Annotated in this window: 26 protein-coding genes and 1 tRNA gene; 9 read left to right on the top strand and 18 right to left on the bottom strand. The window is 69.8% G+C overall.

Annotated features, from left to right (window positions below; translation table 11 throughout):
* Nucleotides 1–10 precede the first annotated feature (10 nt).
* On the bottom strand, nt 11–814 hold the full coding sequence (locus RAC81_RS02675; protein WP_375080881.1) for a TrmH family RNA methyltransferase: 804 nt from the start codon (nt 812–814) through the stop codon (nt 11–13).
* A 65-nt stretch (nt 815–879) separates the two neighbouring features.
* On the opposite strand from RAC81_RS02675, the gene RAC81_RS02670 reads away from it, so the two are divergent.
* Nucleotides 880–1,719 carry a Sir2 family NAD-dependent protein deacetylase gene (locus tag RAC81_RS02670; RefSeq protein WP_375080880.1) on the top strand — a complete coding sequence of 280 codons (840 nt, stop codon included), beginning with the start codon at nt 880–882 and terminating at the stop codon, nt 1,717–1,719.
* A complete protein-coding gene (locus tag RAC81_RS02665) occupies nt 1,716–2,303 on the top strand; it encodes a histidine phosphatase family protein (RefSeq protein WP_375080879.1) in 588 nt (195 codons plus the stop codon). Before RAC81_RS02670 ends, RAC81_RS02665 begins: the two co-directional genes overlap by 4 nt.
* A gap of 31 nt (nt 2,304–2,334) precedes the next feature.
* Here RAC81_RS02665 and RAC81_RS02660 read toward each other — a convergent pair whose 3' ends face one another.
* From RAC81_RS02660 to RAC81_RS02640, 5 genes are read right to left on the bottom strand one after another with little or no spacing between them, the layout of a single operon-like run.
* Nucleotides 2,335–3,141 (bottom strand): HpcH/HpaI aldolase/citrate lyase family protein, encoded by an 807-nt coding sequence (locus RAC81_RS02660; RefSeq protein WP_375080878.1) that lies wholly within the window; start codon nt 3,139–3,141, stop codon nt 2,335–2,337.
* Nucleotides 3,138–3,626 carry a MaoC family dehydratase gene (locus RAC81_RS02655; protein ID WP_375080877.1) on the bottom strand — a complete coding sequence of 163 codons (489 nt, stop codon included), beginning with the start codon at nt 3,624–3,626 and terminating at the stop codon, nt 3,138–3,140. Before RAC81_RS02655 ends, RAC81_RS02660 begins: the two co-directional genes overlap by 4 nt.
* Nucleotides 3,627–3,635: 9 nt before the next feature.
* Nucleotides 3,636–4,784: an acyl-CoA dehydrogenase family protein gene (locus tag RAC81_RS02650; RefSeq protein ID WP_375080991.1), complete on the bottom strand. Its 1,149-nt coding sequence runs from the start codon at nt 4,782–4,784 to the stop codon at nt 3,636–3,638.
* Nucleotides 4,784–6,685: a biotin carboxylase N-terminal domain-containing protein gene (locus RAC81_RS02645; protein ID WP_375080876.1), complete on the bottom strand. Its 1,902-nt coding sequence runs from the start codon at nt 6,683–6,685 to the stop codon at nt 4,784–4,786. Before RAC81_RS02645 ends, RAC81_RS02650 begins: the two co-directional genes overlap by 1 nt.
* 5 nt (nt 6,686–6,690) lie before the next feature.
* The gene (locus tag RAC81_RS02640; protein WP_375080875.1) at nt 6,691–8,268 is read right to left on the bottom strand and encodes a carboxyl transferase domain-containing protein; all 1,578 of its coding nucleotides are present in this window, start codon (nt 8,266–8,268) and stop codon (nt 6,691–6,693) included.
* Between the two features lie 88 nt (nt 8,269–8,356).
* Here RAC81_RS02640 and RAC81_RS02635 point away from each other — a divergent pair, with 88 nt between their 5' ends.
* Nucleotides 8,357–8,950 carry a TetR/AcrR family transcriptional regulator gene (locus RAC81_RS02635; protein ID WP_375080874.1) on the top strand — a complete coding sequence of 198 codons (594 nt, stop codon included), beginning with the start codon at nt 8,357–8,359 and terminating at the stop codon, nt 8,948–8,950.
* On the opposite strand, the gene RAC81_RS02630 is transcribed toward RAC81_RS02635, so the two are convergent.
* The 3 genes from RAC81_RS02630 to pdhA are packed head-to-tail and all read right to left on the bottom strand — an operon-like array spanning nt 8,943 to nt 12,444.
* Nucleotides 8,943–10,319 carry a dihydrolipoamide acetyltransferase family protein gene (locus RAC81_RS02630; protein ID WP_375080873.1) on the bottom strand — a complete coding sequence of 459 codons (1,377 nt, stop codon included), beginning with the start codon at nt 10,317–10,319 and terminating at the stop codon, nt 8,943–8,945. The two genes, RAC81_RS02635 and RAC81_RS02630, sit on opposite strands and share 8 nt — an antisense overlap.
* A complete protein-coding gene (locus RAC81_RS02625) occupies nt 10,316–11,326 on the bottom strand; it encodes an alpha-ketoacid dehydrogenase subunit beta (RefSeq protein ID WP_375080872.1) in 1,011 nt (336 codons plus the stop codon). Before RAC81_RS02625 ends, RAC81_RS02630 begins: the two co-directional genes overlap by 4 nt.
* Before the next feature lie 2 nt (nt 11,327–11,328).
* On the bottom strand, nt 11,329–12,444 hold the full coding sequence (pdhA, locus tag RAC81_RS02620; protein ID WP_375080990.1) for a pyruvate dehydrogenase (acetyl-transferring) E1 component subunit alpha: 1,116 nt from the start codon (nt 12,442–12,444) through the stop codon (nt 11,329–11,331).
* 168 nt (nt 12,445–12,612) lie between these two features.
* Here pdhA and RAC81_RS02615 point away from each other — a divergent pair, with 168 nt between their 5' ends.
* Nucleotides 12,613–13,086, top strand: a complete 474-nt coding sequence (locus RAC81_RS02615; RefSeq protein ID WP_096716033.1) for an Lrp/AsnC family transcriptional regulator — start codon at nt 12,613–12,615, stop codon at nt 13,084–13,086.
* Here RAC81_RS02615 and RAC81_RS02610 read toward each other — a convergent pair.
* Nucleotides 13,058–13,957 carry an alpha/beta fold hydrolase gene (locus RAC81_RS02610; protein ID WP_375080871.1) on the bottom strand — a complete coding sequence of 300 codons (900 nt, stop codon included), beginning with the start codon at nt 13,955–13,957 and terminating at the stop codon, nt 13,058–13,060. The two genes, RAC81_RS02615 and RAC81_RS02610, sit on opposite strands and share 29 nt — an antisense overlap.
* A gap of 78 nt (nt 13,958–14,035) precedes the next feature.
* Between RAC81_RS02610 and RAC81_RS02605 the strand changes: the two genes are divergently transcribed.
* From RAC81_RS02605 to RAC81_RS02595, 3 genes are all read left to right on the top strand, one after another.
* The gene (locus RAC81_RS02605) at nt 14,036–14,791 is read left to right on the top strand and encodes a 3'-5' exonuclease (RefSeq protein WP_375080870.1); all 756 of its coding nucleotides are present in this window, start codon (nt 14,036–14,038) and stop codon (nt 14,789–14,791) included.
* On the top strand, nt 14,772–15,701 hold the full coding sequence (locus tag RAC81_RS02600; RefSeq protein ID WP_375080869.1) for a helix-turn-helix transcriptional regulator: 930 nt from the start codon (nt 14,772–14,774) through the stop codon (nt 15,699–15,701). The genes RAC81_RS02605 and RAC81_RS02600 overlap by 20 nt, the downstream gene beginning before the upstream one ends.
* 86 nt (nt 15,702–15,787) lie before the next feature.
* Nucleotides 15,788–16,138 carry a hypothetical protein gene (locus RAC81_RS02595; protein WP_375080868.1) on the top strand — a complete coding sequence of 117 codons (351 nt, stop codon included), beginning with the start codon at nt 15,788–15,790 and terminating at the stop codon, nt 16,136–16,138.
* 6 nt (nt 16,139–16,144) lie between these two features.
* On the opposite strand, the gene RAC81_RS02590 is transcribed toward RAC81_RS02595, so the two are convergent.
* The 3 genes from RAC81_RS02590 to RAC81_RS02580 all read right to left on the bottom strand — a co-directional run bounded on the left by RAC81_RS02590 (nt 16,145) and on the right by RAC81_RS02580 (nt 17,111).
* On the bottom strand, nt 16,145–16,348 hold the full coding sequence (locus tag RAC81_RS02590; RefSeq protein ID WP_375080867.1) for a DUF6458 family protein: 204 nt from the start codon (nt 16,346–16,348) through the stop codon (nt 16,145–16,147).
* A gap of 123 nt (nt 16,349–16,471) precedes the next feature.
* A tRNA-Ile gene (locus tag RAC81_RS02585) sits at nt 16,472–16,545 on the bottom strand.
* Nucleotides 16,546–16,574: 29 nt separating this feature from the next.
* A complete protein-coding gene (locus RAC81_RS02580; protein ID WP_375080866.1) occupies nt 16,575–17,111 on the bottom strand; it encodes a gamma carbonic anhydrase family protein in 537 nt (178 codons plus the stop codon).
* 140 nt (nt 17,112–17,251) lie between these two features.
* Here RAC81_RS02580 and RAC81_RS02575 point away from each other — a divergent pair, with 140 nt between their 5' ends.
* A complete protein-coding gene (locus RAC81_RS02575; RefSeq protein WP_096716027.1) occupies nt 17,252–17,737 on the top strand; it encodes a Dps family protein in 486 nt (161 codons plus the stop codon).
* A gap of 77 nt (nt 17,738–17,814) precedes the next feature.
* Here RAC81_RS02575 and RAC81_RS02570 read toward each other — a convergent pair whose 3' ends face one another.
* The 5 genes from RAC81_RS02570 to RAC81_RS02550 are packed head-to-tail and all read right to left on the bottom strand — an operon-like array spanning nt 17,815 to nt 22,691.
* Nucleotides 17,815–19,311, bottom strand: coding sequence for an amidohydrolase (locus RAC81_RS02570; protein WP_375080865.1), 1,497 nt, complete (start codon nt 19,309–19,311; stop codon nt 17,815–17,817).
* Nucleotides 19,308–19,949, bottom strand: a complete 642-nt coding sequence (locus RAC81_RS02565; RefSeq protein WP_375080864.1) for an FMN-binding negative transcriptional regulator — start codon at nt 19,947–19,949, stop codon at nt 19,308–19,310. Before RAC81_RS02565 ends, RAC81_RS02570 begins: the two co-directional genes overlap by 4 nt.
* Before the next feature lie 23 nt (nt 19,950–19,972).
* Nucleotides 19,973–20,983 carry an Fpg/Nei family DNA glycosylase gene (locus tag RAC81_RS02560; protein ID WP_375080863.1) on the bottom strand — a complete coding sequence of 337 codons (1,011 nt, stop codon included), beginning with the start codon at nt 20,981–20,983 and terminating at the stop codon, nt 19,973–19,975.
* A 1-nt stretch (nt 20,984) separates the two neighbouring features.
* Nucleotides 20,985–21,470, bottom strand: a complete 486-nt coding sequence (locus tag RAC81_RS02555; protein WP_375080862.1) for a ribose-5-phosphate isomerase — start codon at nt 21,468–21,470, stop codon at nt 20,985–20,987.
* A 36-nt stretch (nt 21,471–21,506) separates the two neighbouring features.
* Nucleotides 21,507–22,691 (bottom strand): ferrochelatase, encoded by a 1,185-nt coding sequence (locus RAC81_RS02550; protein ID WP_375080861.1) that lies wholly within the window; start codon nt 22,689–22,691, stop codon nt 21,507–21,509.
* A 124-nt stretch (nt 22,692–22,815) separates the two neighbouring features.
* Here RAC81_RS02550 and pepN point away from each other — a divergent pair, with 124 nt between their 5' ends.
* On the top strand, nt 22,816–25,368 hold the full coding sequence (pepN, locus tag RAC81_RS02545; protein WP_375080860.1) for an aminopeptidase N: 2,553 nt from the start codon (nt 22,816–22,818) through the stop codon (nt 25,366–25,368).
* Nucleotides 25,369–25,394 lie beyond the last annotated feature (26 nt).

The raw sequence follows: 25,394 nt of genomic DNA, 5'->3' as shown, positions 1-25,394 counted from the left end.
GGGCTGAGGGTCACTCCTCGCCGAGTGCCCACAGCGCGACGGCGGCTGCCGACGCGACGTTGAGCGAGTCCACTCCCCCGCTCATGGGGATCGTCACGACGTGGTCGGCCAGCGCGAGCGCCTCGACCGACAGTCCGTCGCCCTCAGACCCCATCATGAGCGCGACCCGCTCGGGACGCTCGCGAACGAACTCACGCAGAGGGACGGCGCGGTCGTCGAGAGCCAGAGCGGCCGTCGCGATCTCCGCGTCATGGAGCGCCTCGATCGCGTCCGTCCAGTCGGACATGCGCGTCCACGGCACCTGGAACACGGTGCCCATGCTGACCCGCACGCTGCGCCGGTAGAGCGGGTCGGCGCAGCCGGGTGACACCAGCACCGCGTCCGCGCCGAGTCCCGCTGCCGCGCGGAACGCGGCGCCGATGTTCGCGTGGTCGCCGATGTCGGCGAGGATCAGGACGAGCCGTGCATCCGCCACGACCGAGGCGACGCTCGGCAGCGCGGGGCGATGCATGGAGGCGAGGGCGCCGCGGTGGACGGCGAAGCCCGCGACGGCTTCGGCGACGGCGTCGGGCACCACATAGACCGGCACATCGTGATCGGCCATGATCGAGCGGATGCCGTCGACCCACCGCCGCTGCACCATCACCGATCGGGGGCGGTGCCCGGCAGCGACGGCGCGCTCGATCACCTTCGCCGACTCCGCGATGTACAGGCCGCCCTCCGGCTCGGCGACCCGGCGCAGCGCGGTGTCGGTGAGCCCGCGGTAGTCGTCGAGTCGGGGGTCGTCGGCATCCGTCAGTTCCAGCAGTTCCACCGGTCCACTCTCCCATCTGCGACCCGCTCTCGGCGTCACGCCGTAGACTCGCTGCAGGAGGTCCCGTGAGCGATTCGAGTCCGGCCGAGCTGTCGGCCGTCGTCGCTCGCACCGCCGAACTCCTCGCCGGACGCCGCATCGCCCTCCTCACGGGAGCGGGGATCTCGACCGACTCCGGCATCCCCGCCTACCGCGGTGAAGGCGCGCGCACCCGGTCCGACCCCATGACCATCCAGCGCTACCTCGGCGACGAGGCGGCACGCCGCCGCTACTGGGTCGGCGGCCACCTGGGCTGGCGGGCGTTCGCCCGCGCGGAGCCCAATCCCGGACACGTCGCGCTCGCCGAGATGGAGAGCGCAGGTCGCGTCAGCGGTGTCATCACCCAGAACGTCGACGGTCTGCACCTGCGCGCCGGGAGCTCGCACGTGATCGAGGTCCACGGCACGATGCGCCGGGTGCTGTGCCTGCGCTGCGGGCAGGTCTTCGACCGTCGCGACATCGCCACGCAGATCGAGGACCGCAACCCCTGGATCACGGTGCCCGAGAACGTGAAGCTCGCTCCCGACGGCGACGTACTGCCGGAGAGCACCGAGGGATTCGTCGTGCCGTCGTGCACGGTCTGCGACGGGATGCTGAAGCCCGACGTCGTGTTCTTCGGCGAGTACGTCCCGCTCGACCGTTTCAAGGCCGCCGAGTCGCTGCTGCGGTCGAGCGACGCGATGATCGTCGCCGGCTCGTCCCTCGTCGTGAACTCGGGCGTGCGCCTCGTCGAGCGGGCGCGCCGTCGCAGCATCCCGCTCGTGATCATCAACCGCGAACCGACCCGCGCGGACGCGTGGGCCGATGTCACCATCGCCGCCGGCACGAGCGACGTCCTCCCCGCCCTCCAGGAGCTTCTCGCATGACCCTCATCACCCTCGTCCGCCATGGTCAGACCGACTGGAACCTCGCGAGACGCATCCAGGGGTCGACAGACATCCCGCTGAACGAGACGGGACGCGCCGACGCGCGGACGGCCGCCGGACTGCTCACCGATACGACGCACCACGCGATCTACGCGAGCCCGCTGGTGCGCGCCCGCGAGACCGCGGAGATCATCGCGACGGAGCTCGGGCTCGGCTCCCCCACGCTCGTCCCCGACATGCGCGAACGCGAGTTCGGTGACGGCGAGGGCAAGCTCGTGTCCGAGTACCTCGAGCTGTACGGCGATTGGCTCGCCCCGGTGCCGGGAGCCGAGACTCTCGAGGGCGTCGCCGACCGCGCGCTGCGAGCCCTCGACGGCATCGCCCGCGACTCGCGACGACGCTCGGCCCCGGTGGCCGAGTCCGTGATCGTCGTCACCCACGGCGGCGTGATCCGGTCGCTGATCGACCACGTGTCCGGTGGCACGCTCCCCCGCGTGGGCGAAGTCCTCGCGAACGGCTCGGTGCACCGCTTCGAGGCGTCGCCGGGCTCCCTGCGACTGCTGGAGCCGGCGATCCTGCTCTGATCCACGGTGCTCGGCGGCCGGACGACTCCGCTCAGCGCGCGCGGGCGAGGATCGACCGCGCGTGCCGCAGCACCGGCTCGTCGATCATCCGCCCGCGGAACCGGAAGACGCCTCGCTCCGACTCCGCCGCGCTCACCACGGCGCCGGCCCACTCGACCGTCTCGACGTCCGGCGCATACGCAGCCCGGATGACCGCGACCTGACTCGGGTGGATGCACGCGGTCGCAGCGAAGCCCGACGCCGCGGCATCCCGGGCCTCGGATTCGAGCCCCGCGATGTCGTCGATGTCGATGTGCACGGCGTCGATCGCCGCCTTGCCCTGCGCGCCCGCTTCCAGGAGCACCCGCGACCGTGCGTAGCGGGCGATGTCGCGGTAGCCCCCGGCATCCGTCCGACTCGAGGTTCCGCCCAGCGAGGCGACGAGGTCCTCCGCACCCCACATCATCGCGATCACGCGGGGATGGGCGGCGATGCGGTCCGCGGCCTGCACCCCGCGGGCCGTCTCGCACAGCGCGATCAGCTCGAAACGCTCATCGAAGGCAGACAGCGCCTCGGGGTCTTCGGTCTTCGCCACCATCACGCGCCGGAAGTCTGTCTGGTTCAGCGTCGCGAGATCCGACACGAACTCCGCCGATTCGGCCGAGTTCACCCGCACGATCACGCGGTCGGGATCGAGGTGCGCGTCGACGAGGTTTCCCCGGGCCGCGACCTTGGCGTCCGGCAGCACCGCGTCCTCGAGGTCGAGGATCACCGCATCCGCCTTCCGGAGCGCGCCCTCGAAACGCTCCGGACGATCGGCTGGGCAGAACAGCAGAGCCGGTCCGAGCTGGAACGTCATCGGGTCTCCTCCTCCGGACGGCAGCGCACGAGCACCGACCGTGTGGCGGTCGCGACGACGACGTCGTCCTGATTGCGACCGGTGTGGGCGATCGACACGATGCCCTGGCCGGGGCGCGAGCCGGACAGCCGCTTCGCGGAGACCACGCTCTCGGTGTAGAGGGTGTCGCCGGCGAAGAGCGGATGCGGGAACGCGATCTCACCGAACCCGAGCTGCGCCACGAGGGTTTCCTGCGTCAGCTGGGCGACGGACGAGCCGACCATCGTCGACAGCGTCCACATCGAGTTCATGAGGCGCGCGTGGAAGGGCTCCCGTGCGTCGGCGAACGCCGCGTCGAGGTGCAGCGCCTGCGTGTTCATGGTGAGCGTGGTGAACAGCACGTTGTCGGCCTCGGTCGCGGTGCGCCCCGGGCGGTGCAGGTAGCGGGCGTCAACCTCGAACTCCTCGAAGTACAGCCCGCGCTGGACGATGTCGTGCGTGGTCATGCCGCCACGCTACCCGGCGAGCCCGAGGGCGCGCGCGATCACGAGCAGCTGCACCTCGGTCGTCCCCTCGCCGATCTCGAGGATCTTCGAGTCCCGGTAGTGCCTCGCGACCGGGAACTCGTTCATGAAGCCGTTCCCGCCGAAGATCTGCGTCGCGTCGCGCGCGTTGTCCATCGCCGCCTCGCCGGCGACGAGCTTCGCGATCGCTGCCTGCTCGGCGAACGGACGCCCTGCGTCGCGCAGACGGGTAGCGTGGTGCCAGGCAAGGCGAGCGGTGTGCACGCGGGCGCGCATGCGGGCGAGCGTGAACTGCGCGTTCTGCCGCGTGCTGAGCGCGCTGCCGAAGATCGTGCGGCTCTTCGCGTAGTCGACGGCGGCTTCGAGGCATCCCTCCGCGGCGCCGGTCGACAGCGCGGCGATCGCGATCCGCCCCTCGTCGAGGATGCTGAGGAAGTTGCGGAAGCCGCTCCCCCGCTCGCCCACCAGATTCGCCGCCGGCACGCGGACGCCGTCGAAGGTGAGGGGATGCGTGTCGGACGCGTTCCAGCCGACCTTGTCGTAGGGGGCCTCGACCGTGAATCCGGGAGTGCCGTTGGGCACGATGATCGTCGAGATCTCCTTGCGCCCGTCGGCCTGACCGGTGACGGCGGTCACCGTGACGAACCGGGTGATCGGCGTCCCGGAGTTCGTGATGAACTGCTTGGAGCCGTCGATCACCCATTCCTCGCCCTCGAGACGGGCCGTGGTGCGCGTGGCGCCGGCGTCGCTGCCCGCCTCGGGTTCGGTGAGGCCGAAGCCGGCGAGAGCGCGTCCGGCCAGGAGGTCGGGAAGGAGCTCCCGCTTCTGCTCCTCGGTGCCGAAGCGGAAGATCGGCATGGCGCCGAGGCTGACCCCCGCCTCCAGGGTGATGGCGATCGACTGGTCGACGCGGCCGAGCGCCTCGATGGCGATGCCGAGCGCCATGTAGTCGCCGCCCTGTCCGCCGTACTCCTCGGGGAACGGGAGGCCGAACAGGCCGAGATCGCCCATCGCCGCGACGACGTCCATCGACAGGGTGTGCGTGCGGTCCGCCTCGTACGACTGGGGCGCGACGACGGTGTCGGCGAACTCCCGCACCATCGCGGCGAGCTCGCGCTCCTCCTCGGTCAGCTGATCCATCATTCGTTCTCCTCCGTCACTCGCGCCACCGGCTGGTCGCGTCGAACCTGGTCCCCCACGGTGACGAGCACGTGCACGGTGCCGTCCTGCGGGGCGAGCACCGGGTGCTCCATCTTCATCGCCTCGATGGAGACGAGCGGGTCGCCCGCCTTCACCGTCGCTCCGTCGACGACGTGCACGGCCACGACGCTGCCCGGCATGGGCGCACGGCCCTCGGGCCCTGCTCCCGCCGCGCCCTCGTCGCGCGTCCGCAGGCGCCTCATGGTCGTGGCCCGTCTGTCGAGCGGCGCGAGTCGGACGGATCGCCCGGCCTCGCTCACCCACACCGCGCCATCGGCACCGATCGCGGTCGAGACGCCGGGGCCGCTCGTACCCTCGACGCCGTCGATCACCTCACCCTCGTCCGTGAGGAAGGCGAGAGCGCGCCGCCGCGGATCGGAGAGTGCCGCCCACACGCTGCCTGCGCGCCCCGCGCGGTCGGCCTTCTCGTCGCGGGCCGCCAGCACGGCCGCACGGGCGGCGGCGAGCATGGCGGGTGAGGGCGGCTCGGCCACGACGGGTAGAAGCGTCTCGATGATGCCCGTGTCGAGGTCTCCCTCGACGACTCGCGGGTCGCGGCAGAGCTGGCGGAGGAACTCGATGTTCGTCTCCACGCCGAGCACGACGGTCGCAGCGAGACCCTCGTCGAGCCGGCGCAGGGCCGTCTCCCTGTCGGGCGCCACGGCGATGACCTTCGCGATCATCGGATCGTAGAAGCCCGACACCTCGGAGCCCGACTCCACCGCAGCATCCACCCGCACACCGGCGGGCGGCTGGAACAGCAGAACCCGTCCCGTCGACGGGAGGAACCCGCGGTGCGGAGACTCGGCGTAGACCCGCGCCTCGACCGCGTGACCGGTCAGCTCCGGAGCCGGACCCAGCCTGCCGCCCGCCGCGACACGCAGCTGCAGCTCCACCAGGTCGAGGCCCGTGACCTCCTCCGTGACGGGATGCTCCACCTGCAGCCGCGTGTTCATCTCGATGAAGAACACGTCGTCCGGCGCGTCGGCGTCGACGAGGAACTCCACCGTGCCGGCGCCCACGTACGAGACGCTCTCCGCTGCCTGCACGGCGGCTTCGAGGAGAGTCTGCCTCGTGGTCTCGGGGATGCCCGCCGACGGCGCCTCCTCGATGACCTTCTGGTGGCGGCGCTGAAGGGTGCACTCGCGCTCGCCGAGTGCGATGACCGTTCCGTGTGCGTCCCCGAAGACCTGCACCTCGATGTGGCGGGGCCTGCGGATCAGCCGCTCGAGGATGAGTGAGTCGTCGCCGAAGGCCGCCTTCGCGACGCGACGCGCCGAGGCGAGGGCCGGTGCGAGGCCGTCGGCATCAGCGACCACCTCCATGCCCTTGCCTCCGCCGCCGGCGCTGGGCTTCACGAGCAGGGGGAAGCCGACGGATCCCGCCTCGTCGGCGATCTCCCGGTCCGACAGCCCGCGGGCGTCGAAGCCCGGCACCACGGGGACGCCCGAGCGCATGACGTGGTCGCGGGCTCGCGCCTTGTCTCCCATGATCTGCAGCGCATCGACACCGGGTCCGATGAAGACGATGCCGCTCTCGGCGCACGCCTCTGCGAGACCCACGCTCTCCGACAGGAAGCCGTAACCGGGGTGGATCGCCTGGGCGCCGGTGCTCCGTGCGGCCGCGATCACGGCGTCGATGTCGAGGTAGGACTCGGCGGCCGGAGGAGGTCCGATCCGCACGGCGTCGTCGGCCTCGCTGACGTGGGGCGCCTCGGCGTCGGCATCGCTGTACACCGCGATGCTGCGGATGCCGAGGGCCCGCAGCGTGCGGATGACGCGCCGGGCGATCTCGCCGCGGTTCGCGACGAGGACGGTGGAGAAGTACGGGGTCGTCGACATGGCGGTCACATCCTGAAGAGGCCGAAGCGGGGCTCGGGCAGCGGGGTGCGGGCGACGACGTCGAGCGCGAGACCGAGGAGATCGCGGGTCTGCGCGGGATCGATGATGCCGTCGTCCCAGAGCCGTGCCGTCGCGTAGTACGGCTCGCCCTGCGTCTCGTACTGCTCGCGGATCGGCTGCTGGAAGGCGGAACGCTCATCGGCGCTCCACGACTCGCCTCGAGCGGCGAGCTGGTCCTCCTTCACCGTGGCGAGGACGGACGCCGCCTGGGCGCCGCCCATGACGGAGATCCGACTGGCCGGCCAGGTCCACAGGAACCGGGGAGAGTAGGCGCGTCCGCACATGGAGTAGTTGCCGGCGCCGAACGAGCCGCCGACGATCACGGTGAGCTTCGGCACCCTGGTGCTCGCGACGGCCGTCACCATCTTCGCGCCGTCTTTCGCGATGCCGCCGGCCTCGGCATCCGATCCGACCATGAAGCCGGTGATGTTCTGCAGGAACAGCAGGGGGATGCCGCGCTGGTCGCAGAGCTCGATGAAGTGGGCGCCCTTGAGAGCCGACTCGCTGAAGAGCACGCCGTTGTTGGCGACGATGCCCACCGGGTGGCCGTGCAGCCGGGCGAAACCGGTGACGAGCGTGGTGCCGTACTCGGCCTTGAACTCGCGGAAGCTGTCTCCGTCGACGAGGCGGTCGATGACCACGTGCACGTCGTACGCCTCGTTCACATCGACCGGCACGACGTCGTACAGCGAGCCGAGTTCGGAGGGGGGCCTGCTCTCGTGCACCTCCCACGCCGGCGCCGCAGGAGCGGGAAGCGTGGCGACGATGTCGCGCAGGATCTCGAGTGCGTGCTCGTCGTCATCGGCGAGGTGGTCGACGACCCCGCTGCGACGGGCGTGCAGTTCGCCGCCGCCGAGCTCCTCAGCCGTCACGACCTCGCCGATCGCGGCTTTCACGAGGGGCGGACCGCCGAGAAAGATCGTCCCCTGGTTGCGGACGATGACGGTCTCATCGCTCATGGCCGGCACGTAGGCGCCGCCCGCGGTGCAGGAGCCGAGCACGGCGGCCAGCTGCGGGACGCCCTCCGCCGACATCCGCGCCTGGTTGTAGAAGATGCGGCCGAAGTGCTCGCGGTCGGGGAACACCTCGTCCTGCTTCGGCAGGAACGCACCCCCCGAGTCGACGAGGTAGAGGCAGGGCAGCCTGTTCTCGAGCGCGATCTCCTGCGCGCGCAGGTGCTTCTTCACGGTGAGGGGCAGATAGGTGCCGCCCTTGACGGTGGCGTCGTTGCAGACGACCATCACGTGCCGACCGTGGACGAGGCCGATGCCCGCGATCACACCGGCCCCCGGTGCTTCGCCGTCGTACAGACCGTCGGCGGCGAGCGGCGCGATCTCCACGAAGGGACTGCCCTCGTCGAGAAGCCGCGCGACGCGGTCTCGCGGGAGCAGCTTCCCCCGGGCGACGTGCCTCTGTCGCGAGGACTCCGATCCGCCGAGTGCGGCGGCCGCGAGGCGCTCGCGCAGTTCGTCGGCCAGGGTCTCCTGGGTTACGGGCATCGTGTTGTCCTCCTCGACCCACATCGCGCCTCGGTAACGATCTGGCGCGCTCGATGCGCTTTCGGTTAGTGTTCACTAACCGATGGCATCAGGTTAGCGAGGATTAACTGAGATGACAACCCCTGTGACGGCCCGAGATCGAGCGAAAGCCGAGCGCTCCGACGCCATCCTCCGCGAGGCCGCGCGCCTCTTCGCCGAGCGCGGCTACAACGGCGTGAGCCTGGAGGACATCGGTGCGGCCGTCGGCGTGTCCGGACCCGCCGTGTACCGTCACTTCGCGGGCAAGCAGGCTCTGCTGGGCGCCGTGCTGGTCAAGGTCAGCGACGACCTCGTCTCGGGTGGCACCGACGTCGCGGCGAAGGCGGCGGACGACGCGGAGAGGATGCGGGCGCTGATCGCGTTCCACGTGGAGTTCGCGCTCGGCCACGCCGACGTGATCCGCGTGCACGACCGCGACGTCGTACAACTCGCCGCGAGCGACCACGCCGAGGTCCGGCGCCTGCAGCGCGCCTACATCGAACTGTGGATCCGCACGCTCGCGCCCCTCGTCGATGCGGATTCCGACGAGCTGCGGCTGCGCGTGCAGGCCTGCTTCGGCCTCATCAACTCCACTCCGCACAGCACGCGGTCCGCGTCACGGCGCCGCTCCACCACCGCGTCGGTTCTCGGGGCGATGGCGGAGGCAGCGCTGCGTGCACCTAGCTGAACAGCATCGCGCGACCCGGCTCCTCCAAAACGTCGGCGACGTCCTTGAGGAAGCGCGCACCCTCCGCGCCGTCCACCAGCCGATGGTCGAACGAGAGGCTCAGCGTCATCAGCTGCCGCAGCGCGATCTCGCCGCGGTACTCCCAGGGCTGTCGCCGGACAGCACCGACCGCGAGGATGCCCGATTGCCCCGGCGGCAGGATCGGGGTGCCGGCGTCGACGCCGAACACGCCGATGTTCGAGATCGAGAAGGTGCCGCCGGCGAGCTCAGCCGGTGATGTCTTGCCTGACCGTGCCGTGCTCGCCAGGGCGCCGATCGCGTCGGCCAGCTGCGTGAGCGTGAGCGACTGGGCCTCGCGGATGTGCGGGACGATGAGACCGCGGTCGGTCGCCGCGGCGATGCCGAGGTCGACGTACCCGTGCTCGACGATCTCGCCCGCCTGCTCGTCCCACCGGGAGTTGAGGCCCGGTGTGCGCGGCAGAGCCATGCACACGGCCTTTGCGACCACGGCCAGCGGTCCGATCCGATGCTCGGCCAAGCGCCGATCCTCCCGCAGCGAGGCGACGAGGTCCATGGTCGCGGTCACATCGACCGTGTGGAAGACCGTGACGTGCGGCGCCGTGAACGCGCTCTGCACCATGGCGGCCGCGGTGTGCTTGCGGACTCCGCGGATCGGGATGCGCGTCTCGCGGTCCCGCGCGCCGAGCCCGGCCGGACTGTCCGGTACCGCCGACGCCGACGCCGCCGTCGTCGACGGCGGAGCCATGACCGGCGCCGCTCCGACGCGGGCCGCGTAGGCGTCGACGTCGGCACGGGTGATGAGCCGGTCACCGACCTCCGCGGCGATCAGCACCAGGTCGACGCCGAGGCGCTTCGCGTGCGCGCGCACCGGCGGAGTGGAGCGCGGTCGCTCGACGACCGTCTCCGACGACAGCGAGGGCGTGGCGTCGTGCGGCGCCGCCTCGAGCACGGCGGTGTCGGCGGGCCGCGCCGCTCCCCCACGACGCGCGCGACGCGCGGGGCGGCCGGATGCCGTGGGTGCCGCACCGTAGCCGACGAGGTTGGGCTGCGCCTTCTCCTCGGCCTCCGCGGTAGCGGGCTGCTCAGGCGCGGTTGCCGTCGCATCCCCGCCTTCCACGTCGAACGCGATGAGAGGCGCCCCGACGGCCACGGTCTCCCCCGCCTCGGCATGCAGAGTCGAGACGGTGCCCTCGTACGGCGAGGGCAATTCGACGACGGCCTTCGCGGTCTCGACCTCGGCCAGGGTCTGGTTCAACGCGACGGGGTCGCCCGGGGAGACGAGCCACTGCACGACCTCGGCCTCGGTCAGGCCCTCGCCCAGGTCGGGAAGGCGGAACTCTGCGATCATGCGTCGGCCCCCGTCAGGCTGTTCGGTCGGTCCATGACCCGGTCGACCGCGTCGAGCAGCCGGTCGAGGTCGGGGAGGTGGTGCTTCTCGAGCTTCGCGGGCGGGTACGGGATGTCGTGACCCGTCACCCGCAGCGGCGCCGACTCGAGGTATTCGAAGCAGCGTTCGGTGATGCTCGCGATGACCTCGGCGGCCACACCCGCCTCGCGGGAGGCCTCGTGCGCGACGACCACGCGTCCCGTCTTGCGCACCGATGCAGCCACGGAGTCGTAATCGACGGGCGACAGCGAGCGCAGGTCTATCACCTCGAGCGAGACGCCCTCGTCCTCCGCGGCATCGGCGGCCTGCAGCGCGGTGCCCACCATCGCCCCGTAGGTGATGAGCGTGGCATCCGTGCCTGGTCTCACGACGCGCGCGAGTCCCATCGGCGCAGCGTCCGCGAGGGGCGCCTCGAGGTCGACCTCGCCCTTGTGGTGGTACAGGCGCTTGGGCTCGAAGAAGATCACCGGGTCGTCGCTCGCGATCGCCTGCCGAAGGCTGCGATAGGCGTCTTCCGGATTCGAGACGGCGATCACGCGCAGGCCCGCCGTGTGCACGAAGTACGCCTCCGGCGACTCCGAGTGGTGTTCGGCGGCGCCGATGCCACCCGCCCACGGGATGCGGATCGTGATCGGCATCCTCACCCGTCCCTGGGTGCGGTAGTGCAGCTTCGCGACCTGCGCGACGATCTGGTCGAACGCCGGGTACACGAAGCCGTCGAACTGGATCTCGACGACCGGGCGGTATCCGCGGAACGCGAGTCCGACGGCCATCCCGACGATGCCGGACTCCGCCAGCGGGGTGTCGATGACGCGCGCCGGCCCGAACTCGTCCAGCAGCCCGTCGGTGATGCGGAAGACCCCACCGAGCTTCCCGATGTCCTCGCCCAGCAGCACGACCCTGTCGTCGTCGCGCATCGCCTGACGCAATCCTGCCCCGAGAGCCTTCCCGAGAGTGAGCTCCGCCACGATCAGACCTCGCCCTCGAACGTCGAGAGATACGCCGCGTACTCGTCGCGCTGGCGCTCGAGCCCGGCGTGCGGCTCTGCGTACACGCCGTCGAAGACCGCCAGGGGCTCGCGCGTGACCATGCTGAGGCACTCCGCCCGCATCTCCTTCGCCACGGCATCAGCCGCCGCCTGCGTCTCGGCGAGATGCTCGTCGCCGAGCTCGCCGATCCCCCGCAGGTAGGTCTCCAGACGGGCGATCGGGTCGCGGTCACGCCACGCGTCGAGCTCCTCGGACGGGCGGTACCTCGTCGGGTCGTCGGCCGTGGTGTGCGGCCCCATCCGGTACGTGACGGCCTCGATGTAGGCGGGGCCCTTGCCCGACCGAGCGTGGTCGAGCGCCCACCGCATCGCAGCCAGGCAGGCGAGCACGTCGTTGCCGTCCACCCGCAGGCTCGGGATGCCGAAGCCCGGCGCCCTCCCCGCGATGGGGTACTGCGACTGCACCGCGACCGGCTCTGAGATCGCCCAGTGGTTGTTCTGACACACAAAGACGACGGGCGCTTGATACGACGCCGCGAAGATCATCGCCTCGTTCACGTCGCCCTGGCTCGTCGCACCGTCGCCGAAGTAGGTGACGGCCACCTCGTCGGCACCTTCGTGGCGGATGCCGAGGGCGTACCCGACCGCGTGCAGCGACTGCGCCCCGATGATGATCTGCAGCGGCGCGACGCGGAGTGCTGCAGGGTCGTGCCCCGCGCCCTCCTCACCGCGCCACATGCGCACGTAGTCACCGGGCTGAGCGCCGCGCGCGTAGATGACGCCGGTCTCCCGGTAGCTCGGGAACACGTAGTCCTGTGGTGCCAGCGCACGCGCCGTGCCGATCTGCGTGGCTTCCTGACCCTGGCACGGCGCCCACAAGCCGAGCTGGCCCTGACGCTGGAGGGCGACGCCCTCGGTGTCGATACGGCGGAGCACGACCATGTCGCGGAGCAGCGCGCGCAGCTGAGCAGGGTCGACGTCCGCGACGAAGCGGTCGAGCTGCGGGTTGCGGATCCGCGCGCCGTCGGGGGTCAGGATGCGCTCGGCGAGCTCGAGATCCTGCGCGGTGTCGACGATCGGGGTGATCTGCGGTGACATCATCGTCCTCCTCATTTGCGGCGTCCTCGTGGGGCGCGGCACGCGGGGCCGGCATCGTCACCGGCTAACCAGAGCGTACGTCTGCTCATCACCTCGCTCAAGCAAGGGAAGAGCGCTTGAGCATGTTGCTCAATTCAGCGGAATCCGGCCCTGCTACTCTTTGGCACTATGGCTGGCCTCGACCGCATCGATCTGGAACTCCTCGCCGCGCTCGCCGATGATCCGCGAGTCACGATCGTGGCGCTCGCCGAGAACCTCGGCCTTTCGCGCAACACCATCCAGGCGCGCATGGCGCGTCTCGAGCAGACCGGCGTCTTCCTCTCCTACGAGAGGTCGTTCTCGACCGACGTGCTCGGTTTCCCGCTGCAGGCGTTCGTGAGCATCGGCGTGCGTCAGACCGAGCTGCCGCGCATCATCAACGAACTCGCGCGCATTCCGGAAGTCGTGCAGGCCCACGGTCTCAGCGGCTCCATCGACCTGCTGGCGCGGGTCGCGTGCCGCGACGCCCGTCACCTGTTCGACACCGACGCCCGCATCCTGTCGATCGAGGGGGTCGAGCGCACCGAGACGTCGCTCGCGATGGGCGAGGTCATCCCGTTCCGGGTCGCCGGGCTCATCGGGCTCGCGAAACGGGAATCCTGAGGAAGCGACGGATCGCGCCGGCGGCCTCGGCCGGCGTCTCGTAGTGGATCAGATGGCCCACATGGGCGATCTCGACGAGCTCCGCGTCGGGGAAGCGCTGCACGAGCTCTCGCTCGACCTCGATCGGAGTGATGTCGTCGCGTTGCGCCGCGATCAGCAGTGTCGGGACGTCGATGGATGCCGCGAACTGACTCACGTCGTGCGACACGCTCGCGACGAAGGCGTCCCGCAGCACGTCACGGTCGGCGAAGCGCGAGAAGTACGTGTCGTGCTGGTCGTGGATGAATCGTCGCAGTGCCGGGTCGGAGGTCTTCGCCATGGCGATGCTCATGATCCGGACGATCAGCCCGTTCCTCAGCAGCGCGGTGCCGAACCGCTCCGGCAGCTTCGCGCCCAGCGCGTAGTAGAGCACCGCGAGGCGCGTCATGACGCCCTTCGGACCCTCGAGCGCCGGCGCACCGATCGGATTGATCAGGATCAGCTTCGGGGTCGAGAGCCCTGAGGCGACGGCGGCGGAGGTGACGATCGAGCCGAAGGAGTGGCCGAGGATGACGGCTCCGGGAGCGACCTGCGCGGCGAAATCACGCAACCACGCGGCGTACTCGTCGAGGTCGTACGTCTTCCCGGGGACGGGAGCCGACTCACCGAAACCCGGCAGGTCGGGCGCGATGACCCGCGCCTCGGGAAGGAAGGCGAGAACGGACTCGAGGCCGTGATGGTCGCCGCGGAATCCGTGCACCGCGATCACGGTGACCTCGGCGTCCGCCGGACCGTACACCCAGTAGGCGGTATCCGCGCCGCGCACCCGGACGGCGTGCTTCTCCACCGGCAATCGGCTCAGGCGGTCGGCGTACGGCGACGGGACGGTCATCCCTCGAGTCTACGGATGCCGGGGAGCGCTCCCGTGTCCTTCACGCCGGATGTCGGTGGCCGGCTCTACGGTGATCCCATGCCCCGTGACGCCCCGATCCCCGAGTGGATCACCCGCGTCGGGGTGTTCGATCTGGAGACCACCGGGGTCGACGTCGAGCACGATCGCATCGTGACCGCGCACATCGGCCTGCTCGACGCTCGCGGCGTCGAGATCGCGGCACGGAACTGGATGGCCGACCCCGGGATTCCCATCCCCGACGGAGCGACCGCCGTGCACGGGATCACGACCGCCCACGCGCGGACTCAGGGGCGCCCCGCACTCGAGGTGGTGACGCAGGTCTCCGCAGCCCTCGCCTCGCTGCTCTCGCAGGGAGTGCCGATCGTCGCGTACAACGCCTCGTACGATTTCTCTCTGCTCGCGCACGAGGCACGGCGGCACGGCATCCCGGCGCTCGAGAACCCGTCCCCCGTCATCGATCCGCTTGTCATCGACAAGGCTTATGATCGATATCGGCCCGGTAAGCGCACGTTGCAGGTCGTCGCAGCGCATTACGCGGTGCCACTCGAGGACGCGCACGATGCTTCCGCCGATGCCGTCGCGGCCGGTCGCATCGCCCAGGCGCTGGCCCGACAGTTCGTGCTTCCCGTGACGCTCTCCGAGCTCCACGAGAGGCAGATCGGCTGGGCCCGCTCCCAGGCAGCGAGCCTCACCGAGTACTTCATCCGCATCGGCCGCATCGATCCCGAAGACACCATCGACGGGACCTGGCCGGTGCGCCCCCACAGCGCGCTCCTGAGAGAGGATCTCCCCCGTGCGATTCCACACCCGTGACGTGGCCAGAGTCGAGGAGACTTGGCGGCAGTACGTCCCCTCGGCGATCCTGCACGACGTCGACCCCCAGCGCTTCCGCTTCGACTGGCACTCCGAAGAACTCGCCGGCATGAGCATCGTCCGTTATGACCTCGCCGCGCGCGTCCACTCCACCGCTGAGCCTCAGGATCAGTTTCTGGCCTGCCGCGTCGACGGGGCAGGCGTTCGTCTGCATTCCGACAGGTCGGATCTCGATCCAACGCGTCCCTGGCTGACCGACGGACCACGAGTCCATGCGCACTGGGACCAGAGTGTTCGCGTCACAGCACTGATCTTCGATCGTGAGCCCCTCGAACAGCTCGCGCGCCGCCTCACCGGCGATGACACCATGGCACTCCACGTCACGGACCTCTTCCCCTCCACGGCCGCCGCAGCGTCGACGTGGGAGCGCATGTTCGACTACGTCGAGCGCAGCATCCAGGAGCTGGAGGATGGCGACGTCCTGCTCCGTGCGGAGCTCGCCCGGCACGCGGCGACCACGACGCTGTCGTCGTTCCCGACGACCATCCTGAGCAGGCGCTCCCGCTCGCCTCAGACCGCGCCGGCACCCGCGACAGTGCGCAGAGCGCTCGCCTATATCGCCGAGAACGCGCACCGGCCGATCACGGTCGACGATGTGGCAACCGCGGTGCACATCTCCACGCGCGGATTGCAGTATGCGTTCCGGCGTGCGCTCGATGTCACGCCGGCCGAGTGCCTGCGACAGGCGCGTCTCGACGGAGCTCACCGAGAACTCCGGTCGGGGGTGCCGACCACGGTGGCTGCCATCGCCCGACGGTGGGGGTTCGCGCACCCGTCGCGCTTCGCAGCGGCCTACCGGGAGGCGTTCGGCGTGCTTCCGTCGGTGACGGCGGGCAAGCACAGGAGATGACATGATGCGAACACCCTGTTCGCTTGCCTGGCGTGGCGCATCGCCACGGCGCGGCGCAGGGTTCGCCACAGTTTAGATTTCGAGACATGGGTTCTCTGTACTACGGCGACTCCGAGCCGATCCAGATCGACGACCGCGCTCTCGCGCACCTGAAGGTCGTCGTCGCCACGAAGCTCCGGCGTAACGAGAGCTTCACCCTCACCTGGCGTCACCCCGACGGTCAGCCGAGCGGTCGTTCCACCATCTGGCTCCACCCGTCGATCCCGCTGCGCTTCGTCTTTCAGGACCCCGAGACCCCCGAGCTGAGCCGGCGATGGATCGAGGATCTCGCGCACTCCGCCAACTCCAGCGGTGGCATCACTCTCGTCGACGAGCACCTCGAGACCCCGGAGCCGATCGAAGCCGGCCCCGGAGCTCTCGAGTCCACAGCGGACTGATCCGCGTCAGATCACATCGCGCTCGACGACCGTGTCGCTACGACCGCGACGGGCGACGAGCAGGACCAGGCCGATGATGAAGACGAGGGCGCCCGCCGCCATCAGGATGTAACCGACCATGTCGAGGTCGACCCAGTCGAGCTGGATGTTGAGGGCGAACACGAGGATCGCGCCGATCACGAAGAGCACGACGCCGGTGCCGATGGTCATGATGCCTCCTAGATTCCGGACGCACCGGACAGGGTGAGCCCGGCCGTTCCGTCCTTCAGAGTGCCAGGGCGCCAGCGGTCGCGACAAGGGCTTGACACACTCGTCTGTGCGCGGATTCGACAGTAGGGCGGGCGGGACTTGAACCCGCGATCGTTGGGTTATGAGCCCACTGCCTTAACCAGCTTGGCCACCGCCCCGTGAACACCAGCCTAGCGGGCGGGTGCGATCACACCGGAGAGGCGTCCTCGTGCGTCCGCAGGTGCCCGAGGTAGATGTCTGCGTTGGCGATGAGCCCCTCGCGCTCTTCCTCTGTGAGGGCTCGCCGCACCTTCGCCGGCACTCCTGCGACGAGCGACCCGTCCGGCACCTCCGTGCCGCTCAGCACGACCGCCCCGCCGGCGATCAGGCATCCGGCGCCGATCACGGCGCCGCTCAGCACCACTGCGCCCATGCCGATCAGGGATCCGTCGCCGATCGTGCATCCGTGGACGACGGCGTTGTGCCCGATCGACGCCTTCGCGCCGATCCGCACGGGATGTCCGGCATCCACGTGGACCGCGACGTTGTCCTGCACGTTGCTGCCCGCGCCGATGACGATCTCCGCCGAGTCCGCCCTGAGCACGGCGTTGTACCAAACGCTCGCACCCGGTTCGATCCGCACGTCTCCGACCACACGGGCACCGTCGGCGACGAATGTCGCCTGGGCGATCGAGGGGACCTTGTCGCCGAGGGCGAGGACGGATGCGCCGGCTGCGATGCTCATAAGGCGAGACTACCCTCACACGCCCGGATTTCCGCGTGATTCCGGGCCACTAAGCCGAGCCTTCGCTTGCTTGCGGAATGATTCCAGACGAGTAGCGTTGTCATCATCAGGTAGAGAAACCACCTCCCGGAGGAGTCACGATGAGCAAGGCACAGACCGTTCCCACCACCGCCAGCGACCCGACCGTCGCGGCCGCAGCCGCCCAGTTCCTCTCCCCCGTCGTCCTCGGCCTCCAGGCCCTCACGATCAACGGCAAGCAGGCTCACTGGCACGTGCGCGGCGCGAACTTCGTCGGCGTGCACGAGCTGCTCGACACGATCGTCGCCCACGCCGGCGACTTCGCCGACACCGCTGCAGAGCGCATCGTCGCCCTCGGACTCCCGATCGACGCACGCGTCAACACCGTCGCAGGTAAGGCCGGCGACACCTCCGTGCCGGCCGGATTCACGCAGTCCGACGAGCTGGTGCGCGCGGTCATCACCGACATCGACGCGATCCTCGTCGATCTGAAGGCCGCGATCGACGGACTCGACGAGGTCGACCTGACGAGCCAGGACGTCGCGATCGAGATCATGCGCGGCCTCGAGAAGGACCGCTGGTTCCTCGTCTCGCACATCGCCGCGTAAGCACACCGACACGAGAAGGGCACCGGGAGCGATCCCGGTGCCCTTCTCGTGTCTCGCGACTCCGACCGCGACGAGGTTCAGCCTCGGTGCGTGAGACGTCCGCCGAGAAGCGTCGCGACGATCGGCATCCGGCGCAGCGTCTTCCCGTCGGCGGAGCGAGGATCGGCGCCGCACAGCACGAGGTCGGCGACTTCACCCGGTCGCGTCGACGATCGCACGCTGGCGCCGAGCGCCTCGTCGAACCGCAGTGCCTCCTCGGGGTGCCAGGGTGCCCGCTCGTCATCCGTTCGCGCGACGGCCGCGGAGATGGCCTGCCAGGGATCCAGAGGCGCGACCGGCGCGTCCGACCCGAATCGCAGCTCGACCCCTGCGTCTCGCAGGGCGCGCAGCGGATAGCCGATCGACGTCTGCGACGACCAGTGGGAACCGACGATGTCGCGGTCGTCGATCGCATGCTGCGGCTGCACGCTGGCGATGACGCCGAGCCGACCGAAGCGAGCGAGGTCGGCGTGACGCACCAGCTGCGCGTGCTCGATCGTCCCGACCGCGCCCGTCGTTGTAAACGCGTCGAGCGCGGCGGTCACCGCTCGGTCGCCGATGGCGTGCACAGCGACCGCCAACCCCGCACCCGTCGCGGTCGTCAGAAGCTCGGTGAGCTCCGCCGGAGGAACGGTGAGCACTCCATAGTTGTCAGGATCGTCCGGGTACGCGTGCGAGCAGGCAGCCGTGCGGGTGCCGAGCGACCCGTCGCTGATGATCTTCAGCGGGCCGACATGGACGAGACCGCGCCCCGCCTCAGGCGCATCCGCGAGCTCGTGAGTCTCGCCGGTCCGCAACCCCGCGCCGATCGCCCGGTCGAGGTCGAACGGATACACGGCGAACTCGACGCGGTGCGCGGCGAATCCGGCCATGACCCGACGCGGCCAGGCATCGGCGTTCCAGGCCATATCGAAGTCGACGAGTCCGGTGAGTCCTCGCGCAGCGGCCTGCACGCCTGCGGCGGCGACAGCACGGTCGCCGTGGGCGGGGTCGGCGGCATTGAGACGACGCGAGATCTCGAACGCGTCGGCCTCTCGCAGCACGCCGTCGACGGCGTCGAACCCCTCCCGGCGCAGGGCGGCCGAGTTCAGCCAGGTGCTGTGCACGTCCGCATTGATGAGGTACGTCGGCACGACGCCCGTCGCCGCATCGAGCAGAGCAAGGGTCGGCTGGTCCGGCCACAGCGCGTCGCGGAATCCGCTGCCGACGCGGCGTCCGTCGGGCAGCGGGGCTGCCTGGGACATGATCCGCGCCGCCTCCGCAGCGGAAACGGCGTCGCCCAGCGGCGTGCGCTGCGACTCGAGTGCCCACTGCACGGTGTGCACGTGGTTGTCCCAGAGGCCGGGGACGACCCATGCGCCGTCACCCTCGAGCACCTCCCCCCGGGCGGGCACCGCGCCGGCCGGGGCGATGTCGACGATCCGCCCGTCTTCCAAGAACACGTCGACGGGTTCCTCGTCGATGAGGAATTCGCGACCGGGGCCGGCGATCCGTACCGAGGTGACGGTGCCGACGACCTCGCCGTTCGCGCTCACCGGGAGGCGCCCGTGCGAGGGTCGCGCGCTCTGCGCATCTCGGCGGCGAGTTCGGGGTGCGTGTACGGCCCGCCGCTCTCCAGCGCCTCGATGACGGCATCCACCGTCTCGGCCGGCTTGTTCTGGCTGAGCTTCCGCTTCGCGACGACTCGGATGGGCGTCAGTCGGAACCCCACGGTGCCCGAGGCGAGACGGGTGACGAACGCCGGATCGTTGGGACGCTCCCACATGCGGCGGGGATCCGGCATTCGCCCTTCGAACCGGTCGACGAGTCGGTCGAGCACCGCGAGGTTCTCCTCGTCGGACAAGATCTCCGGGATCCCGGCGAGGTGCACGGCCGTGTAGTTCCAGGTGGGGACCGCCTGCACATCGCCGTACCACCCCGGGGAGATGTACCCGTGCGGCCCCTGGAAGATCACAAGCAACTCGCGCTCCCCCATCCCGTGGATCAGGTCGTCCGGACGACCGACGTGACCGACGATCGTCAGGTCTTCGCGGTCCTGGTCCAGCAGGACCACGTAGTGCGACGAGACGAGTCCGTCTGGCCCGTTGCTGACGATCGTGGCCCACGGATTCGCGTCGACGATACGACGGATCTCGTCGACGTCCGCAAGGGTGAAGCTGGGATTCTGACGCATCCCCCCAGCCTATGACCGCCGCGTCACGCCTGGCAGCGAGGACACCAGTAGAGCTTGCGCGCGCCGATCTCCTCGAGAGCGATCTCGGTGCCGCAGACCCGGCAGGGCAGGCCGGCGCGGTGATAGACCCAGTGGCGGTCGTCGCGACTCGCCATGGCTGCGCGGTAGGCCTCGGGCGACAGGTCGTCCATCGTCATCATCTGGCCGGTCTCGACGCCGATCGCCAGCAGACGTACCCAGTCGCGCCACAGCGCGCGCACGACATCCTCCGGCACCTGCTTGCCGGGCGTGTGCGGATTCAGGCGCTGCCGGAAGAGCATCTCGGCTCGGTAGACGTTGCCGATGCCGCTGACGACCGACTGGTCCATGAGCAGGAGGGCGATGACGGTCTGTGTCTTGCGCACCGCGCGCACGAAGCGCTCCTCGTTCTCCACCGGGTCGCCGACGAGCGGATCCGGGCCGAGCTTCGCGATCGACGCCAGCACCTCATCCGGGGTCTGCAACACGCAGGCGGTCGGTCCGCGCAGATCTGCGGCCGTGATGTCGGTCATGAGGCGGAGACGCACCTGCCCGACGACCGGGGGCGGCCACTCGACGAGATCCCCGTCCGAGGCGTCACCGAGCCCCTTCGTCTGCTCCGACATGCGCACGTGCACGCGAGTGCGTCGCGGCGCACCGATGGACGACAGGGAGTTCTCCCCGGCGTCGTCGAGGATGGGCTCGTCGAGCACCGTGCCGCGCTGATTGGTCTGCCCCACGCGCCCGTTCGCCGAGGCGATCGTCGGATCGACGACGATCTCGCCTGCGAAGTCCCACGCGCCGTACAGTCCGAGGTGCACGCGCAGCCAGACGTCGCCCTCGGCCTCGAGGAACATCTGCTTCCCCACTGCCTGGACGCTCACGGCCTCGCGACCGTCGAGGATGGCAGCGCCCTCGGCGAACCGGCCCTGCGGACTCGACGCCGACATGGCCTTGCCGACGAAGTTGCGATCGAACTGCCGCGCTATCCGGTGGACGGAGTGACCCTCGGGCATCTCAGGCCCGCGGGTCCGGGAGCAGAGACCCGTCGCGCTCGAAGTCGGCGATCTGGGCGATGCGACGCACGTGGCGTTCCTCGTCGGAGAAGGGGGTGGTGATGAACGTGTCGATGAACGACGTCACCTCGTCGAACGAGTGCTGACGCGCTCCGATCGAGATCACATTGGCGTCGTTGTGCTGGCGCGCGAGCTCTGCCGTCGAGATGTTCCAGACGAGCGCAGCGCGCACGCCCTGTACCTTGTTCGCGGCGATCTGCTCGCCGTTGCCCGACCCGCCGAACACGACTCCGAGCGTCTCGACGCCGGCGGCCTGGTCTGCCACCACCGCCTGAGCTGCGCGGATGCAGAAGGCGGGGTAGTCGTCGAGCGCGTCGTATTCGACCGGACCGTGATCGACGACCTCGTGCCCCGCGGTGCGCAGGTGGTCCTGCAACTGGGTCGAGAAGTCGAGACCGGCGTGATCGGTGGCGATGTGGATGCGCATGGCTCCCATCCTAGGATCGGGCGCCGACACGCGGCATCACGGTGCGACGCCGGCCGCGGCCGGCTTGAACCCCGCGCGGATGTTCTCGCAGCATCCCGGCCGGCAGACGTCGAAGCCGCCGGGGAGGGAAGTGACATGCGGCCGCTGCTCGTTGGGGCGCCCTTCGAGACGCTCCTCGATGAGGTCGACGATCCCGGCGACGAACGAGGGGGCCACGCCGGGCGTCGGCGTGCGGGTGAACGCGAGTCCCGCTTCCTCCGCGGCTTCAGCGGCCTCGGTGTCGAGGTCCCAGAGCACCTCCATGTGATCGCTCATGAAGCCCACGGGGACCACGGCGACCGCCTTGCGCCCGCGCGACGGGAGCTCGCCGATGACGTCGCACACGTCGGGCTCCAGCCAGGGCTGGGAGGCGGGGCCGGAACGCGACTGGTAGACGAGCTCCCACGAGACCTCGGCCGCTGCGGGAACGGTGGCTCGCACCCGATCCATGACCCAGGCGGCGACCGCGAGGTGCTGCGCGGCGTACGCGCCGCCCTCGCCCCAGTCGATGTCGCGGGCTCCGGAGCGCTGGGCGTCCTCCGTGGGGATGCTGTGGGTCGAGAAGAGGATCTGGATGTCGGATGCCGCGATGCCCTGACCGAGGAACGACTCGATTGCCTCGCGGACGCCCGTCTCGAACGACTCCACGAAGCCGGGGTGGTCGTAGAAGGGACGGATCTTGTCGATCGTGACGGTCTCGCCGAGGCCCGTCTCCTGCAGCACCCTGGCGAAGTCCTCCCGGTACTGGCGGCAGCTGGAGAAGGAGCTGTACGCGCTCGTCGCAAAGGCGAGGAGGGTGGTGTGGCCGGCGTCCGCGGCCTCGGTCACCACCTCTTCCAGGTACGGGCTCCAGTTCCGGTTGCCCCAGTACACAGGCAGGTCGATGCCGCGCCGCTTCAGTTCACCCTCCAGTGCCTCCTTCAGGATGCGGTTCTGCCCGTTGATCGGGCTCACTCCGCCGAAGTGGCGGTAGTGGTGCGCGACCTCCTCGAGGCGCTCGTCGGGGATGCCGCGGCCCCGGGTGACGTTGCGCAGGAACGGGATGACGTCGTCCTGCCCCTCGGGGCCTCCGAAGCCCGCGAGCAGGATGCCGTCGTACGCGACCGGCGTGGTCACGAAGGGTGCTCCGCTCGCGGCGGCGGCTGAGGCAAAGGGGACGGTGTTCGGCTCGATCGCAGTCACCCCTCCATCCTTTCACCTCCCGGACGTGAGACAGGCCGGGATGCTGGCGTAGGCTGTCATGGTTGCCGTGGGCGCCAACTGCGCCGGGTTGCGGTGACATCCCCTCACCCCTGGGAGTACAGCTGTGCCTGGAGAGAACCTCACCCGTATCGAAGCGCAGGAGCGCCGCGACGTCATCGACACCCAGTCGTACGAGGTGTCGCTCGACCTCACCAAGGGTGCCGAGGTCTTCGGTTCCCGCAGCGTGGTGCGCTTCACCGCGACGCCGGAGAGCTTCACCTTCATCGACCTGATCGCGCGCGAGGTGCGCGAGATCTCGCTCAACGGCGAGCAGCTCGACCCCGAGGAGGTCTTCGCCGACTCGCGCATCGCCCTCTCCGGCCTGCAGGCGGAGAACGTGCTGGTCGTCGACGCCGACTGCCTCTACACGAACACCGGTGAAGGTCTGCACCGCTTCGTCGACCCGGTCGACGGCGAGGTCTATCTGTACTCGCAGTTCGAGGTTCCCGACTCCCGTCGCGTCTTCGCGGTGTTCGAGCAGCCCGACCTCAAGGCGACGTTCCAGTTCACGATCACGGCACCCGCTGCGTGGAAGGTCGTCTCGAACTCCCCCACGCCCGAGCCGATCCTGCACGACGACAGCACGATCGCCACCTGGGGCTTCGAGCCCACCCCCCGTATCTCCTCGTACATCACGGCACTGATCGCCGGCCCGTACGAGTCGACGTTCTCGGAGCTCACGAGCGCCTCGGGCCGTGTCATCCCCCTCGGCGTCTACGGTCGCAAGAGTCTGTGGCAGCACCTCGACGCCGACTACATCTTCGACAAGACCCGCGAGGGGTTCGCCTACTTCGAGTCGAAGTTCGGCGTGCCCTACCCGTTCGCGAAGTACGACCAGCTTTTCGTCCCGGAGTTCAATGCCGGCGCAATGGAGAACGCGGGCGCCGTCACCTTCACCGAGACCTACGTGTTCCGCAGCAAGGTGACGGATGCCGTCAAGGAGCGCCGCGTCGTCACGATCCTGCATGAGCTCGCTCACATGTGGTTCGGCGACCTCGTCACGATGAAGTGGTGGAACGACCTCTGGCTGAACGAGTCGTTCGCGGAGTGGGCGTCGACCATCGCGACCGCCGAGGCGACCGAGTGGACCGAGGCGTGGACCACGTTCAACGCCATGGAGAAGACCTGGGCGTACCGTCAGGACCAGCTGCCGTCGACCCACCCCATCGTCGCCGAGATCAACGACCTCGAGGACGTGCAGGTCAACTTCGACGGCATCACCTACGCGAAGGGCGGATCCGTCCTCAAGCAGCTCGCGGCCTGGGTCGGCATCGAGCAGTTCTTCGCCGGCGTCTCGCAGTACTTCCAGAAGCACTCGTGGGGCAACACCGAGCTCAGCGATCTGCTCACGGAGCTCGAGGCGACCAGCGGACGCGAACTCAGCACCTGGTCGAAGAAGTGGCTGGAGACCGCCGGCGTCAACACGCTCGAGCCGTTCATCGTCGAGGACTCCGACGGAACCATCTCGCGCTTCGCCGTGACGCAGACGGCGCCGGCCGACTACCCCACGATCCGCCCGCACCGCCTGGGCATCGGCTTCTACTCGCTGCAGGACGGCGCGCTGGTCAGGGTGCACTACGTCGAGGTCGACGTCGACGGCGACCGCACCGAGGTGCCGGAGCTGCAGGGCCTCAAGCGCCCCGACCTCGTGCTCCTGAACGACAACGACCTCGCCTACGCGAAGATCCGCCTCGACGAGCGCTCGCTCGCCACCGCGATCGCCCACCTCGCCGACATCAGCGAGCCGCTCCCGCGCTCGCTCGTGTGGGGCGCGGCCTGGGACCAGACGAGGGATGCCGAGACGGCGGCGTCGGACTACATCGACCTCGTGCTCGGCAACATCGGTCGCGAGACCGAGTCCACGACGGTGCGCACGACGCTCGCCCAGCTGCGCACGGCCGCAACTCTGTACGTGGCGCCCGAGCAGCGCGAGGCAGCACGCCAGAAGGTGGCCGACGGGCTGTGGGCTCTCGCCGAAGGGGCGGAGTCCGGCAGCGACAGCCAGCTGCAGTTCGTGACCGCGTTCGCCGGCTCGCTGGTCACCCCCGAGCACGCGGGCATCGTCGGCCGGCTCCGCTCCGGCGAGGAGACCCTTCCCGGTCTCGAGATCGACGCCGACCTCAACTGGCAACTGCTCGTGGGACTGGCCACCGTCGGCGCGACGGATGCCGCGGCGATCGACGCGGCCCTGGCAGCCGACAACACGGCCAAGGGCGCGGAGTTCGCAGCACAGGCTCGCGCCGCCCTGCCCGACCTCGACTCGAAGCGTGCGGCATGGGCGTCGCTGATCGAGCGCGACGACGCACCGAACACGATCGTCCGCTCTGCGGCGCTCGGGTTCGTGCACCCCGCGGGCGTCGCGTCGCTCCGGGAGTTCGTCCAGCCGTACTTCGACATGCTGGTGCCGATCTGGGAGTCGCGGACCTATCAGATCGCGCAGTACCTCGTGGTGGGCCTGTTCCCGACCGCGATCGCCGATGTCGCCCTCCGCGACGCGACGCGCGCCTGGCTGTCGGAGCACCAGGATGCGGCACCCGCTCTGCGCCGTCTCGTGATGGAGAACCTCGCCGACGTCGAGCGCGCACTCGCCGCGCAGTCGCGCGACGCCGACGACTGACTCCGTCCTCGTGCCTGACAGGCTCA

Source organism: Microbacterium sp. CR_7, assembly GCF_041954755.1.
GTDB lineage: Bacteria > Actinomycetota > Actinomycetes > Actinomycetales > Microbacteriaceae > Microbacterium.
The sequence above is the reverse complement of the archived record's forward strand: the minus strand, read 5'-3'. Positions and strand labels throughout refer to the sequence as shown.

Bases quoted from the DNA above. Each gene is read 5' to 3' on its own strand.
- RAC81_RS02665 (WP_375080879.1), top strand. From the start codon at position 1,716: ATGACCCTCATCACCCTCGTCCGCCATGGTCAGACCGACTGGAACCTC.
- RAC81_RS02660 (WP_375080878.1), bottom strand. From the start codon at position 3,141: ATGACGTTCCAGCTCGGACCGGCTCTGCTGTTCTGCCCAGCCGATCGT.
- RAC81_RS02655 (WP_375080877.1), bottom strand. From the start codon at position 3,626: ATGACCACGCACGACATCGTCCAGCGCGGGCTGTACTTCGAGGAGTTC.
- RAC81_RS02650 (WP_375080991.1), bottom strand. From the start codon at position 4,784: ATGGATCAGCTGACCGAGGAGGAGCGCGAGCTCGCCGCGATGGTGCGG.
- RAC81_RS02645 (WP_375080876.1), bottom strand. From the start codon at position 6,685: ATGTCGACGACCCCGTACTTCTCCACCGTCCTCGTCGCGAACCGCGGC.
- RAC81_RS02640 (WP_375080875.1), bottom strand. From the start codon at position 8,268: ATGTGGGTCGAGGAGGACAACACGATGCCCGTAACCCAGGAGACCCTG.
- RAC81_RS02635 (WP_375080874.1), top strand. From the start codon at position 8,357: ATGACAACCCCTGTGACGGCCCGAGATCGAGCGAAAGCCGAGCGCTCC.
- RAC81_RS02630 (WP_375080873.1), bottom strand. From the start codon at position 10,319: ATGATCGCAGAGTTCCGCCTTCCCGACCTGGGCGAGGGCCTGACCGAG.
- pdhA (WP_375080990.1), bottom strand. From the start codon at position 12,444: ATGTCACCGCAGATCACCCCGATCGTCGACACCGCGCAGGATCTCGAG.
- RAC81_RS02615 (WP_096716033.1), top strand. From the start codon at position 12,613: ATGGCTGGCCTCGACCGCATCGATCTGGAACTCCTCGCCGCGCTCGCC.
- RAC81_RS02610 (WP_375080871.1), bottom strand. From the start codon at position 13,957: ATGACCGTCCCGTCGCCGTACGCCGACCGCCTGAGCCGATTGCCGGTG.
- RAC81_RS02605 (WP_375080870.1), top strand. From the start codon at position 14,036: ATGCCCCGTGACGCCCCGATCCCCGAGTGGATCACCCGCGTCGGGGTG.
- RAC81_RS02595 (WP_375080868.1), top strand. From the start codon at position 15,788: ATGGGTTCTCTGTACTACGGCGACTCCGAGCCGATCCAGATCGACGAC.
- RAC81_RS02590 (WP_375080867.1), bottom strand. From the start codon at position 16,348: ATGACCATCGGCACCGGCGTCGTGCTCTTCGTGATCGGCGCGATCCTC.
- RAC81_RS02580 (WP_375080866.1), bottom strand. From the start codon at position 17,111: ATGAGCATCGCAGCCGGCGCATCCGTCCTCGCCCTCGGCGACAAGGTC.
- RAC81_RS02575 (WP_096716027.1), top strand. From the start codon at position 17,252: ATGAGCAAGGCACAGACCGTTCCCACCACCGCCAGCGACCCGACCGTC.
- RAC81_RS02565 (WP_375080864.1), bottom strand. From the start codon at position 19,949: ATGCGTCAGAATCCCAGCTTCACCCTTGCGGACGTCGACGAGATCCGT.
- RAC81_RS02560 (WP_375080863.1), bottom strand. From the start codon at position 20,983: ATGCCCGAGGGTCACTCCGTCCACCGGATAGCGCGGCAGTTCGATCGC.
- RAC81_RS02555 (WP_375080862.1), bottom strand. From the start codon at position 21,470: ATGCGCATCCACATCGCCACCGATCACGCCGGTCTCGACTTCTCGACC.